General features: G+C 41.1%; 13 protein-coding genes. 5 read left to right on the forward strand and 8 right to left on the reverse strand.

Translation table 11 applies throughout. The features are described from left to right. Window positions 1-169: 169 nt before the first annotated feature. From AAW12_RS03880 to upp, 5 genes are all read right to left on the reverse strand, one after another. Entirely contained in the window at window positions 170-580 is a 411-nt protein-coding gene (locus AAW12_RS03880) for a BrxA/BrxB family bacilliredoxin (protein WP_046672301.1), read from the reverse strand. 150 nt (window positions 581-730) lie between these two features. Beyond that, complete coding sequence (locus AAW12_RS03885; protein WP_046672357.1) at window positions 731-1,264, reverse strand: AAA family ATPase; 534 nt, start codon at window positions 1,262-1,264, stop codon at window positions 731-733. A gap of 23 nt (window positions 1,265-1,287) precedes the next feature. Further along, complete coding sequence (pnuC, locus tag AAW12_RS03890) at window positions 1,288-1,890, reverse strand: nicotinamide riboside transporter PnuC (protein WP_046672302.1); 603 nt, start codon at window positions 1,888-1,890, stop codon at window positions 1,288-1,290. 51 nt (window positions 1,891-1,941) lie between these two features. Then, window positions 1,942-2,415, reverse strand: coding sequence for a ribonuclease H-like YkuK family protein (locus tag AAW12_RS03895; RefSeq protein ID WP_046672303.1), 474 nt, complete (start codon window positions 2,413-2,415; stop codon window positions 1,942-1,944). A 104-nt stretch (window positions 2,416-2,519) separates the two neighbouring features. Continuing rightward, complete coding sequence (gene upp, locus AAW12_RS03900) at window positions 2,520-3,167, reverse strand: uracil phosphoribosyltransferase (RefSeq protein ID WP_046672304.1); 648 nt, start codon at window positions 3,165-3,167, stop codon at window positions 2,520-2,522. A gap of 283 nt (window positions 3,168-3,450) precedes the next feature. Between upp and uvrB the strand changes: the two genes are divergently transcribed. From uvrB to AAW12_RS03920, 4 genes are all read left to right on the forward strand, one after another. Continuing rightward, window positions 3,451-5,484 (forward strand): excinuclease ABC subunit UvrB, encoded by a 2,034-nt coding sequence (gene uvrB / locus AAW12_RS03905; protein WP_046672305.1) that lies wholly within the window; start codon window positions 3,451-3,453, stop codon window positions 5,482-5,484. A 368-nt stretch (window positions 5,485-5,852) separates the two neighbouring features. Further along, window positions 5,853-6,884, forward strand: a complete 1,032-nt coding sequence (proB, locus tag AAW12_RS03910; protein WP_046672306.1) for a glutamate 5-kinase — start codon at window positions 5,853-5,855, stop codon at window positions 6,882-6,884. Beyond that, window positions 6,881-8,131 carry a glutamate-5-semialdehyde dehydrogenase gene (locus tag AAW12_RS03915; RefSeq protein ID WP_046672307.1) on the forward strand — a complete coding sequence of 417 codons (1,251 nt, stop codon included), beginning with the start codon at window positions 6,881-6,883 and terminating at the stop codon, window positions 8,129-8,131. Before proB ends, AAW12_RS03915 begins: the two co-directional genes overlap by 4 nt. Window positions 8,132-8,140: 9 nt before the next feature. Beyond that, window positions 8,141-8,545 carry a hypothetical protein gene (locus AAW12_RS03920; RefSeq protein WP_046672308.1) on the forward strand — a complete coding sequence of 135 codons (405 nt, stop codon included), beginning with the start codon at window positions 8,141-8,143 and terminating at the stop codon, window positions 8,543-8,545. Between the two features lie 62 nt (window positions 8,546-8,607). On the opposite strand, the gene AAW12_RS03925 is transcribed toward AAW12_RS03920, so the two are convergent. Beyond that, window positions 8,608-9,744: an acyl-CoA dehydrogenase gene (locus AAW12_RS03925; protein WP_046672309.1), complete on the reverse strand. Its 1,137-nt coding sequence runs from the start codon at window positions 9,742-9,744 to the stop codon at window positions 8,608-8,610. A gap of 415 nt (window positions 9,745-10,159) precedes the next feature. Between AAW12_RS03925 and AAW12_RS03930 the strand changes: the two genes are divergently transcribed. Further along, window positions 10,160-10,795 carry a peroxiredoxin gene (locus AAW12_RS03930; RefSeq protein ID WP_046672310.1) on the forward strand — a complete coding sequence of 212 codons (636 nt, stop codon included), beginning with the start codon at window positions 10,160-10,162 and terminating at the stop codon, window positions 10,793-10,795. Window positions 10,796-10,874: 79 nt separating this feature from the next. Here AAW12_RS03930 and AAW12_RS03935 read toward each other — a convergent pair whose 3' ends face one another. Together AAW12_RS03935 and AAW12_RS03940 are read right to left on the reverse strand one after the other, a co-directional pair. Next, the gene (locus AAW12_RS03935; RefSeq protein ID WP_231585198.1) at window positions 10,875-11,981 is read right to left on the reverse strand and encodes a trypsin-like peptidase domain-containing protein; all 1,107 of its coding nucleotides are present in this window, start codon (window positions 11,979-11,981) and stop codon (window positions 10,875-10,877) included. Window positions 11,982-12,005: 24 nt separating this feature from the next. Then, complete coding sequence (locus tag AAW12_RS03940; RefSeq protein ID WP_046672312.1) at window positions 12,006-12,578, reverse strand: RNA polymerase sigma factor; 573 nt, start codon at window positions 12,576-12,578, stop codon at window positions 12,006-12,008. Window positions 12,579-12,829 lie beyond the last annotated feature (251 nt).

Below are 12,829 nucleotides of genomic sequence, written 5' to 3' on the forward strand. Positions count from 1 at the left end.
GTGAAGTACCTACGCTGAATTGTCGCGTATTATTGGGACAGGAGACCATCAGTAAAGTAGTGAAAGGCGACCTGAAGGAAAAGTAATGCGAATACGGATTATCCAAATGCAAAAAAGGCTATCCAAATAACTTGGACAGCCTTTTTAATTCAAAAATCAAAATACGTGATTAACAGTACTCGTCAAATGCTGCAACTAAATTGTCAGCAATCATTTGTGCCGGGCGACCTTCAATCATATGTCTTTCAATCATGTGTACCAATTTTCCGTCTTTAAATAAAGCCATTGCTGGTGAAGATGGCGGATAAGGCAACATGTAGTTACGTGCGGTGTTTACAGCATCAGTTTCCATACCTGCGAAAACAGTGACCAATTTAGTTGGGTGTTTTTCATTTTTTACAGCAGCTTTTGCAGCTGGGCGTGCATTTGCTGCAGCGCAACCACAAACAGAGTTTACAACCACAAAGACAGTTCCTTCTGATGCGATAGCCTGATCAACTGCTTCAGGAGTTTTTAATTCTTCGAATCCTGCATCAACTAACTCTTGACGCATTGGAGTTACTAAATATTCTGGATACATTATTTCTTAAGTAAAGTGTTAATATTCTATTTTAATTGTTTCTATAAAGCTTTCTGTCGTTGGGCAAGTATTCTTAGTCCGTATAAACAACAGCTATACTTTATGCTTACAAATATAGCTGTAAAAGGCTGCTTCGTCAAGACACTTGTCTCAAATCAATGTCAGAAAATCTTTTACCGCATGAAGTCCATTTTCAAGACGTTGGTCGCCGAGCCCGGAAATAAGACGGTAATTCGCATTAATGGCGTTCAATTCGCTTTTCCAGATCTCCATGAAGTGTTCACGCTGTTCGGGAAAATCGCGTAGTGGATCATCCTGCCAGGGTAGATCGATATCCATCAGCAGGTAGAGATCATAAACATGTTGTTGAATTTTATCGGTGACTTCCTGCGGCGTATGACCGAAAAGATGATCTGACCAAATTTTTACCGTAAGAAAGGTGGTGTCACAGATGAGGAGCTGGTCTTGTGCTAAAGGGATCAGGGCCTCCTCTAGGGCTACCTGTCCATAAAACATATTGACTTCGTCCTGCAGGGTATATTTATTGTTGAGGCTTTGGCAATAATAACGTGAATACTCGGGTACGCATACCGTCTGAAATTCCTTGGCAAGAAATTGTGCCATCGTTGATTTTCCGGTGGACTCGGGGCCAACAACGGCAATTTTTATGAAATTTTTTCCCACATCGATCGTTTTGATAGGCAATATTACGCAAAATTTTTATAGGTTTTCTGCCAATCGCGATAGCCATTCCAAGCGATGAGTGTGAAAACAAGGTAGAGTACTGCGGTCAGCATAAGGTCTTTGTGTATATAGAGCGGGATATAACAAATATCCACAAATACCCATAAGAGCCAATTTTGAAGCACTTTGCGCGTCATCAGAAATTGAGCAACAAAACTTACGGAGGTGCAGAATGCGTCAATATAAGGGACATCGGAATTTGTCTTGCTATCGAGGAGATAACCGATTGATAGCGTTAGGATCAGGATTGCCAGGAGGCAAAGGAGCAATTGTCCCTTGCTGGCTTTGACGATAGGTTTCTTTTTTTCTTCTTTTCGTCTTATCCAATAATACCAACCGTACACAGCTGTGGACAGGAAGTAGAACTGTAGTACAGTATCTCCGTACAGTTTGGCATTATAAAACAGAATCGCGTAGGACGCTACGCTGATGATACTGATTGGCCAGTTCCATATATTTTGTTTAGCGGCCAAATAGACGCAAAGAAAGCCTGTCAGCGTACCTAACCATTCAAGCCAAGAGGTCTGGGCAAATTGACGCGCAATCTGCTGAAAAAATTCCTGCATATGGTGTATTAAAATTACACCCTAAATATACAAAGTCTGCCCTATAGTCCGTTATTGAACCTGTTTATTCGCACAATTGGTACTGGCAAAGGACTCGGGTTTAGCCTTAAAAACAAACCCCATACCCATAATATAGCCCATAGCTTCTTTCAGGGCAACATTTGACTGGAAATTTGGATTGGTGTTGATGTCGGCGTGGACTTCGAGGTCTACTTTGTGTTTTTCGAGGAGGGGGCAGAGTTGATAGGCTATATCGATGGATTTTTGGACTTCGAGCAGCATCCTTTCTTTAATGCTCATTCGGTGATGCCTTTTGTCCCGTTGGATAAACATAAATCCACCTTTATGTTCCCGGAGAAAGACGATGACTGTAGCGAAGTCGATGATGCCTCTCTTGACTTGGGAATCGGTGCCTATATAAACCTTGAGCTTATTCCCTAGGGCATCTTCTCGTTTAATGACTTCCTCAACAGCATCGAAAATCGTGGAGCGAATGGATTCGCCATTGTATTTTTGCCATCTCATAGCGATATAGATTAGATATAAAAAAAATAAACTTCATCATTGACATAAATTTACTGAATTTCAATGATCTAAGTGTTAATTTAGTTTTAAATAATTTATCCACATTAATGATGTTTTACACCGTAGGCCAGGTCTCCGGCATCACCGAGTCCAGGTACAATATAAGCTTTTGAGGTCAGTTCGTGGTCGACGTCACCTACCCAGATGTGCGCCGTAGGTACAAAAGCCTGAACGTGATTCAGTCCTTCCTCGGATGCAATGGCTGCAACAATGTGTAATTCCTTGATGTCATATTCGGCCAGGAGATCCTTACAGCATAATACAAGGCTCTTTCCTGTGGCCAACATGGGGTCTACAATGATTACTGTACGATTATCTAAGTTTGGTGTATTGACATATTCTTTATGAATTTCAAACTCACCGCTCTTTTTTGTATGCCGATAGGCCGCAATGAAGGTATTGTCGGCATGATCAAATACATTTAAAAGTCCCTGATGAAAGGGAAGTCCCGCTCTCAGAATTGTAGCGAGTACGGGTTGTTCCATCAAGAGATGGGTTTTGGCCACACCTAACGGAGTTTCAACTTCAACAGGTTTATAAGCCATCGTCTTGCTGATTTCATAAGCGAAAATTTCACCTAATCGTTCCAGATTCCGACGAAAGCGCATGCGATCCTGTTGAATCGTGATATCTCTCAGTTCGGCAATAAAATGATTTGCAATGCTATTTTGGGTAGATAGAATAGTGACCATGGCGTGTGTGCTAGTTCAGTTAAGCTAAAGATAATAAATAATCAATTGAAAGTAATAACATCTATGGTATTATTATAGTTTGCGCTAAAATGGTAAAATTTTTAGTAAATTTGTGTAAGACCATAGCAGGATATGACCTGGACCACAGGTCAACAAATCGTCTTGAAGCAGATTGAAACCATCGGATTACAAAAACTGTTTTTGAGCTTAGGGCTCAAGCAATTCGTGGTGCAATGTTTGCTGGAAAAGGCCTGACTGGTTTTCTTAAAGAAATAGGAAATATATGAAATTTGAATTGACATCGGAATACAAACCCACAGGCGATCAGCCAGAAGCAATTAAGCAGTTGGTAGCAGGGGTAGAGCAGGCAGAGCAATACCAGACGCTTTTGGGGGTGACAGGTTCGGGTAAGACCTTTACTGTGGCTAATGTGATTCAGGAAACCCAAAAGCCGACATTGATTTTAAGCCACAATAAAACTTTGGCGGCTCAGTTGTACGGTGAATTCAAACAGTTCTTTCCCAATAACTCGGTCAACTATTTTGTGTCTTATTACGATTATTATCAACCCGAAGCTTTTATTGCTTCGACGAATACCTACATCGAGAAGGATTTGGCGATTAACGAGGAAATCGAAAAGCTGCGCTTGGCGACGACTTCGGCCCTGATGTCGGGGCGGCGTGATATTGTTGTCGTCTCTTCGGTATCCTGTATATACGGTATGGGAAATCCGGAAGATTTCTCCCGGTCTATCTTTCGTTTTGGGGTCGGTATGACTGTCACTAGAAATGCTTTCCTGCATAAGTTGGTGGAGATTTTATATTCGCGAACGACCACAGAGTTTAAACGCGGTACCTTTCGGGTTAAAGGTGATACAGTGGACGTGTTTCCGGCATACTTGGATAATGCTATTCGGATTTCATTCTTTGGGGATGAAATTGATGAACTGAGTGAGATCGATCCCATTTCAGGGAAAACGCTCAACAAGATGGAAGATCTTGCTCTTTTTCCAGCAAATCTCTTCGTTACACCGAAAGAAAAATTCAAAGAATCGATCTGGGCTATTCAAGATGAATTGATGCAACGGAAAACGCAACTGGAAGACGAGGGCTTAATGCTGGAGGCGAAGCGTTTAGAGGAGCGGGTCAATTATGATCTGGAAATGATGCGTGAACTGGGCTATTGTTCGGGGATTGAAAATTATTCCCGCTTTTTTGATGGTAGACAACCGGGGATGCGTCCGTTCTGTTTGCTGGATTATTTTCCGGAAGATTACCTGTTGGTCATTGATGAGAGTCACGTGACCTTACCGCAATTACGTGCGATGTATGGAGGTGACCGATCGCGAAAAGTTTCCTTGGTGGAACATGGGTTTAGGTTGCCCGCGGCTTTGGATAATAGACCTTTAAACTTTCCGGAGTTTGAATCCCTGACAAATCAGACGATTTATGTATCGGCGACTCCGGGCGATTATGAACTGCAGCAGACTGAAGGTGTTGTCGTTGAGCAGGTTATTCGTCCGACAGGACTTCTGGATCCGATTATTGAAGTACGACCAGCGATTAATCAGGTCGATGATTTCTTGGAAGAGGTCGATAAGACCATTAAAGAAGGAGGACGTGTCTTGGCTACTACATTGACCAAACGCATGGCTGAAGAACTTTCCAAATATATGACCAAGCTGAATTTAAAGGTCCGTTATATCCACTCTGAAATTAAAACCTTGGAGCGGGTGGAAATTTTACGGGGTCTTCGCTTGGGTGAATTTGATATCCTGGTTGGGGTGAACTTACTCCGTGAGGGGCTTGATTTGCCGGAGGTCACGCTTGTCGCTATTCTCGATGCGGATAAGGAGGGCTTTCTGCGTTCCGAACGATCGCTTATTCAGACGATTGGTCGCGCTGCCCGGAATGATAAAGGTCGGGTTATTATGTATGCGGATAAAATGACGGATAGCATGCGCGTCACAATAGATGAAACCAATCGTCGCCGAGACAAGCAGATGAAATATAACTTGGAACATGGCATTACACCGCGTACTGTGGGCAAAACAAGAGAGGAGATCTTAGAGCAGACTTCTGTTGCTGATTTCTCGGGTATTGAACCTAAAATTTATGTTGAACCTGATCCGTCGCAGGCCATTGCAGCTGATCCAGTGATGCAGTATCTCAGTGAGAAGGATCTGAAGAAAGCGATCGATAACGTACGGAAGAAAATGGATAAAGCAGCAAAAGAAATGGATTTCTTGGAAGCAGCGAAATATCGTGATGAAATGTTCTCCTTGGAGAAGCTCTATGAAGAGCGTTTCCCATCGTAAAGCAGGGCGACTTGTTAATATGTATTAATTATTGTTAATCAATTTAAGATTTGTTAAACGACGCTAAATAGCGTTTAAATTAAGATTCCGGTCCGCATAGTTGTGGCAATTGTAAATAAATTGACCACATATGAAACATTTAATCTACGGAATAATATCGTTTTTTGTGCTTTCCACAGCATTCTGTCAAAGTAAAAATTTCCTACGGAATAAATGCCGGGTACACGAATGCCTCCTGACCTAAGGGATTCGGCCGTATTCCTAAGTTTTTCTATTGAACTATATTGTTCAATTGTTAACATATTTTGCGTAAATCAAATTCTTCTCAGTAAATTAGTGCTCAAATCTAAACTAAAACATACTAAAGAATGAAAAAGCCAATTCTCGTTGTCAAATTTGGATCGGCTTCTATTACCACGAAAGAGGGAGAAGTTGATGAACGTATTGTTTTGGAGATCGCTAGGCAAATTGCTTCCTTACAAAAGAAATACAATATCGTCTTGGTCTCTTCAGGTGCTGTTGCTGCCGGTAAACGTTTTCTGCCCAGCTACACAGGAACGCTATCCGAACGCAAAGCAGCTGCTGCAATTGGGAACCCCATATTGATTAATACGTATTCTACTTATTTCCGACCGTTTAAAATTTCATTGGCGCAGAGTTTATGTGAGCGACATCACTTTTCCAATCGGGATCAATTTCTACAATTGAAAAATACGTATGAGGAATTGTGGCGGAACAATGTTATTCCAATTGCAAATGAAAATGATGTGGTGAGTAATAAAGAACTGAAGTTTTCAGATAATGATGAGCTGGCAACCTTGATTGCTGTTGGTTTTGGTGCCGAAAAATTACTGTTTAGCACTTCCGTTCCTGGTGTGTTGGATGCAAACAACAAGATTATACCGCAAATTGAAACAATTGACCGGGATATTTTAGGGCTGGCAAGGAAGGATAAATCTTCCGTAGGATTAGGGGGAATGACCTCGAAATTGAACTTTGCCCGATTGGCCAATCAAATGGGGATTGCTGTTGTGATTTTTAGTATGCAAACCGAGGAAGCGATACAAAAAGCGGTTAAGCACGAGACTGGCACACTGTGTCTGGCTCAAAGTAAGAAGATCTCTTCCCGCAAGAAATGGCTCGCGAGTGGAAGTTTAATAAAAGGGGAATTGATGGTTGATCGTGGAGCGGAGGAAGCATTATTGAAGCACAAAAGTTTACTCGCTGTGGGGGTAACCCGTATCGTCGAGCATTTTGAAAAAGGAGAAGTGTTAAATATTGTCAATCTAGAAGGCTTAACTGTTGCCGTTGCCCGCGCGAAGATGGATTCATCCGCTTTGTCCCAGACCAGTAAAAAAAATGTAGAAATTGCACATGCAAATGATATTGTATTATTATGAGTGAATCCATCTTAAACCAACTTCAGGCGGCGGCCAAAGCAAAACAAATTTTGCAACAACTGGCTCCTGATACCAAAATAACTATTTTAAATACCATCGCAGACGGTCTTATCGCACATACTACTGATATATTAAAAGCCAATAAGATTGATTTGGATCGTATGGCTGATGACGACCCCAAAAAGGATCGTCTTTTGCTCAATAGCGATCGTCTAAAAGGTTTGGCTGGCAGTGTTAAGCAGATCGCTCAGTTGGCAGATCCAACAGATCAGTTATTACTAAAAAAGATATTGCCAAATGGATTGGAGATCGAGAAAATTACGGTTCCACTCGGGGTCGTTGGGGTCATCTACGAATCGCGACCTAATGTGACGATAGACGTTGCTGCATTATGTATTCAGTCGGGTAACGTTTGTCTATTGCGCGGTGGTTCTGATGCGTTACACACCAACGAGGCGTTGTTGAAAGTAATCCATGCTGTCTTAGAGCAGTATGGTATTGCAACAACTATTGTGCAACTGTTGCCTGTTGATAGGAAGCATGTTTCGGAATTATTGGAAGCTACCCAATTCGTGGATATTATCATACCACGGGGTTCACAGTCGCTGATCGATTATGTCAGGGAACACGCTAAAGTACCAGTTATTGAAACTGGAGCAGGAGTATGCCATACTTATGTGGACCGTACAGCAGATTTGGATATGGCAGCCAAAATTGTTGCTAATGCTAAAATTTCGAGGCCATCGGTGTGTAATTCTTTAGATACCGTTTTGGTTGATCGTGCTGTTGCTGCCGAGTTCCTGACGAAATTGAAAACTTATTTTGAAGATGCTCAAGTGGAAGTTTTCGCGGACCCTACAGCTTATGAGGTATTACAGGGTCAAAATTTTTCAAATTTAAAGCGCGCAGATGAAGCCGATTTTGGAAGAGAATTTTTAGATTTGAAGTGTTCAATAAAGACGGTCACCAGTTTGGACGAAGCTTTGGAGCATATCGCAAAATATTCTTCCAAACATTCGGAATGTATTGTTTCTTCCAGTGAACTCCATATTGAACAATTTTTGAATACAGTGGATGCTGCTGCGGTATATGCCAATGCATCTACACGTTTTACGGACGGAGGTGAGTTTGGTCTGGGTGCAGAAATCGGTATCTCGACCCAAAAGTTACATGCCCGTGGACCATTTGCATTGGAAAAATTGGTAACAGAGAAGTGGATTGTCCGCGGAAATGGACAGATCAGATAAGCATAGATCATGGGATTAAGTTTTAAGAAAGATGTATTGATGAATTGGATCGAAGAAATTGGTAAATTTCTTCGCATATGGACAGAAGGGCATGATGCTTTTACGGAGCCGACTGATCCAGCAGTGTTTGAAGATGCTTATGAGAAATTCTTCGAAAAGAGTAGGACCTATTTTTTAAATCTCTCCGAAAATGAACTTTCGGCATATCTCAAAACAGATCTTCAAATTCAGCAACTACATCCATTGGCTTTAACGTTGTTATTTGATGGGTTGAATGCTACAGATGGCAATCAGGAGAATTTACTTCGTAAAGCAAAGTTTATTTTGAATCTGGCGATGGCTGAAACGGCGAGCTTTGCCTTTCAGGATTATCAATATCTTGCTATGATCGATAACAAATTGAAGAGTCTTTAGATTAATAAAGCTATCCGTCATGCAAAGCCCTAACTTTTTGGGTTCATTGCATGACGGACAGCTTAGCGAAGGATCTCACGGGCAATCACCAGACGTTGGATCTCAGAGGTTCCCTCATATATTTGCGTGATTTTTGCGTCGCGCATTAACCTCTCGACATGATATTCTTTTACGTAACCGTAGCCACCGTGGATCTGTACAGCTTCGACAGTGTGTTTCATGGCGACTTCAGATGCATGCAGTTTGGCCATGGCAGCTTCTTTACCGTAAGGAAGCCCCTGATCTTTCGTCCAGGCAGCTTTATACGTCAAAAGTCGAGCTGCCTCGATATCAACTTCCATGTCGGCCAATTTAAACTGTATGGCCTGATGGTCCGAAATCGGTTTTCCAAAGGTCTTTCGTTCTTTTGAGTAAGCCAAAGCAAGGTCATAGGCACCCGCAGCAATTCCTAAGGCCTGTGCCGCAATCCCAATGCGACCGCCATCGAGTGTTTTCATAGCAAATTTAAATCCGAAGCCATCTTCTCCGATACGGTTTTCCTTGGGAACCTGAACATCGGAAAATAGAAGTGAATGGGTATCGGAACTACGAATACCCAATTTGTTTTCTTTAGGACCAATGGTAAATCCCGGCAGCCCTTTTTCAACGATCAATACATTGATTCCTTTGTGGCCTTTTTCAGGATGTGTCTGTGCAATGACAAGATAGATATCGGCATGGCCACCATTGGTGATCCAATTTTTTGTACCATTTAGGAGATAGTGATCCCCCTTATCTTCGGCGGTGGTATGCTGTGAGGAGGCGTCCGAACCAGCTTCAGGTTCTGACAACGCAAAAGCACCAAGTTTTTCACCTTTCGCTAAAGGAATTAGGTACTTTTGTTTTTGTTCCTCTGTACCATAAGCATTGAGTCCATATAATACCAGGGAATTGTGGGCGGATACGATAACGGCCGCTGAGGCATCAATTTTGGCAATTTCTTCGAGCACGAGAACATAGGCCAACGTATCCATTCCAGCTCCGCCATAAGCTTCGGGGGTCATGATACCCATAAACCCGAGTTCGCCCATTTGCTTGACAAAATCTGTTGGAAATTTTGCGGCTTCATCGCGCTCGATTGCCCCAGCCTTTAGCTCTTGGGCAAATTCCCGCGCTGCGTCGCGGATCATTTTATGCTCTTCGCTTAATTCAAAATTCATGGCATTTCAGTTTTTTGGTTCATCAGTTACCAAGCCGATAACGTCTATATATAATAAGGTTTGCTGTCAAAAAGTTTCCTCCCAACTCACAATCATTTTATGAGCTCGGTGTACCAACATACTCAAATATACAAAATATATGTTATGCAAGCATAGTAATATAGCAAATTACTTTTTAACCTACTTGAGCTAATCATTATAAGCATTTTGGAAAGTAATGGCCAGAGTAGGGCGGATAAGTAGCAAGGGGCATGTTGGTTTTCATTTTGTTTATAAATGTAAAGTCCTTACTTTCAATTGGATTAAGTTTAGTTTTTTCATTTCAATTTAAAAAAATGAAGAATTACTTGTTTGCTAAATTTAATCTACTATATTTGTAGACTATATAATTTAAACACATTTAAAAAATAAGATTATGAGTTTAAGATTAGGGGATGAAGCGCCAAATTTTAAAGCGCAAACAACCATTGGTGAAATAGACTTTCACGATTATATCAAAGATAGCTGGGTCGTTTTCTTTTCGCACCCATCAGATTATACGCCGGTATGTACTACAGAGTTGGGCCGTACGGCAAAATTGAAATCTGAATTTGACAAGAGGGGTGTGAAGGCCATTGCGCTAAGCGTCGATAATGTAAACGATCACTTGAATTGGATTAAGGATATCAATGAAACGCTAAATACCGAAGTGAATTTTCCGGTTATTGCTGATGAAGATCATCATGTATCCGAATTGTACGATATGATCCACCCAAATGCTTCCGCAACAGCGACCGTACGTTCCGTATTTATTATCGGTCCTGACAAAAAGATCAAATTGACGCTGACCTATCCAGCATCAACAGGTCGTAATTTTGATGAAATTTTACGGGTCATAGATTCTTTACAGCTAACTGCCGATTATCAAGTCGCTACGCCCGCTGACTGGAAGCATGGTGAAGATGTTATTGTTGTGCCAGCGATCAAGACAGAAGATATTCCTGCTAAATTTCCAAAAGGCTTCAAAGAGATCAAACCGTATTTGAGAACGACGCCACAACCTAATCTATAGGGAGTAAGCCCTTGGAATTAAAGAACAAAAAAAGGCAACGTTGAAAAACGTTGCCTTTTTTATAAGTTATAAATGCCTCCTAATAGACTTTAACCATGTAGATATAGTCTTGCATTTTCTTGATTTGTTCTGTCCTTGGTAAACCTGCCAAGCTATTCTTTTTGTTGATCTTAAGACCGGTAACCAGTGAATCACTTGGTATGTCCGCTAAGGCGTTCAAGATTGATTTCGTTTTGATTGCAAAGGCGGCACCATCTATGCCACGTTGTTTTCCGGAAATAATACCAATCACATTACCTCTGCTATCCAATACCGGACCGCCACTGTTACCTGGATTGACAGGTACGGAGATCTGATAAGCGATGGTATCACCGGCATAACCTGTTGATGAACTTAGGTATCCCTGACCATATACTGCTTCGTCCCGAGGAAACCCGATCGTATAAATATCTTCACCAAGATCTGAAGTCGACGTTTTGAATGTGTAAGGTAAGCTTTTAGCTTTCTTAAAGGCCTTATCTGCGATGTATAAGATAGCCAAGTCTTTGCTTGGATCGGTGTGTACGATTTGTGCTTTATACGATTCGCCTTTACTATTTTGTAAATAGATCGAATCAGCCCCGCTAATGACATGGTAATTGGTGACGACATAGCCATCTGTCGTCAACATAAATCCTGTTGCACCAAACTGGCTTTCGGTACCTTTTACAGATTTTTTGTCATTGATATCCCTGATAGCAGCATTGTGTGCGTTGACGTTCTTTTTGACATTGTTCATGTCTCTACGTAATGCACTGTAATCGGAAGATGCTTTCTCGAGGTTGCTGTAATAACCGCTCAGCCATAATGTGCCAAATACTGCAAATACCGCTACCACCGCAGCCACTAAAGAACTTGCTTTGATGCGTTCCCAAAGTGAAATTACCGCTGATTGTTTTATAGGAACTACCTTTGCGGCTTTGTTTTGGGTTTTATGGTATTCTTTTGCTGATTGTGCTAATGCATTTTTGAAATCCAGCCGTTGACTGGTTTCTTTCATATTGGCAACAAATTCGCGGTGTTGTTGTAATTGGGCAGCATAGGAGGGCTGATCAGCACAAAAAGATTCAAATGCAGCTTTTTCTTCGGCCGATAATTCGCCGCGAAGATACTGGTCTGCTAATTCGAAAAATTCTTTTTGATTCATTGTTCCCATGGTGTTACACTAATTTTAATCTGTTGAAAAAAATATTTTTTTCAGCCGTTGTAGGCATTTATACTTCTGAGTCTTGGCATTATCTGTATTGGTGTAACCAAATTTATCACAGATGTCCTGCATCGAATGGTTTAAGATGTAGAAATCATGTAAGATTGTCTTACAAGGTTCTCCCATTTTCTCTAAGGCAAGTTCCATTTGGTCGAACTTCTTTTCAAGTTCTTGATGCTGTTGTAGATCTTCTTCCTCAAATAAGGAATCTTCATAACCGCTAATGTCACTGTTGCCAAAACCAGCACGATTGAGTTGCTTAAGCCAAAGCCTTCTGCAAATCGAGTAAAGATATGTTTTAAGTTTGCTGCTGAGCTCAAAGTTCCCTTTGGTAACTTTATCGTAGAGCACAATGACAGCTTCTTGAAAAATATCTTTCGCTTCATCCTCACTTCCATTGTTTTGCAAGATCATATGGCTTATAGACGGATAGTACCGCTTGTAGATAGCATCTATCGCCAAGCTGTTGCCGTCTTTGATGCCTTCAATGATTTGCTCATCATTTTCTAGCAGGACTGATTTACTGAATTTACTCACCTATTAATACCTTAATGCTTAAATTGTAACCCTTTGAAAAATAAAATTCTTCGAAATATTTTCAAACGTAAACTTTTATTTGTTTAAAGCGAAATCTATCCCCAAAAATAAGGCTTATTCCTTGAAACCGAAAGCATTTGTTTTTTATTGGAATCAGCTTCTTTTGGGAGGACATCGTTATTTTTCGCCGGGTCAATTTTTTACGTTTTTACATTGTTTTATTTACGATCCTCAAAAGGAGATCTTATAGT

The sequence above is a fragment of the Sphingobacterium sp. Ag1 genome (assembly GCF_000988325.1).
Classification (GTDB): domain Bacteria; phylum Bacteroidota; class Bacteroidia; order Sphingobacteriales; family Sphingobacteriaceae; genus Sphingobacterium.

Coding starts and splice junctions, on each gene's coding strand:
- AAW12_RS03895 (WP_046672303.1), bottom strand. CDS start 2,415: ATGAGATGGCAAAAATACAATGGCGAATCCATTCGCTCCACGATTTTC.
- AAW12_RS03935 (WP_231585198.1), bottom strand. CDS start 11,981: ATGAATCAAAAAGAATTTTTCGAATTAGCAGACCAGTATCTTCGCGGC.
- AAW12_RS03930 (WP_046672310.1), top strand. CDS start 10,160: ATGAGTTTAAGATTAGGGGATGAAGCGCCAAATTTTAAAGCGCAAACA.
- AAW12_RS03925 (WP_046672309.1), bottom strand. CDS start 9,744: ATGAATTTTGAATTAAGCGAAGAGCATAAAATGATCCGCGACGCAGCG.
- AAW12_RS03880 (WP_046672301.1), bottom strand. CDS start 580: ATGTATCCAGAATATTTAGTAACTCCAATGCGTCAAGAGTTAGTTGAT.
- AAW12_RS03920 (WP_046672308.1), top strand. CDS start 8,141: ATGGGATTAAGTTTTAAGAAAGATGTATTGATGAATTGGATCGAAGAA.
- AAW12_RS03915 (WP_046672307.1), top strand. CDS start 6,881: ATGAGTGAATCCATCTTAAACCAACTTCAGGCGGCGGCCAAAGCAAAA.
- pnuC (WP_046672302.1), bottom strand. CDS start 1,890: ATGCAGGAATTTTTTCAGCAGATTGCGCGTCAATTTGCCCAGACCTCT.
- uvrB (WP_046672305.1), top strand. CDS start 3,451: ATGAAATTTGAATTGACATCGGAATACAAACCCACAGGCGATCAGCCA.
- upp (WP_046672304.1), bottom strand. CDS start 3,167: ATGGTCACTATTCTATCTACCCAAAATAGCATTGCAAATCATTTTATT.
- proB (WP_046672306.1), top strand. CDS start 5,853: ATGAAAAAGCCAATTCTCGTTGTCAAATTTGGATCGGCTTCTATTACC.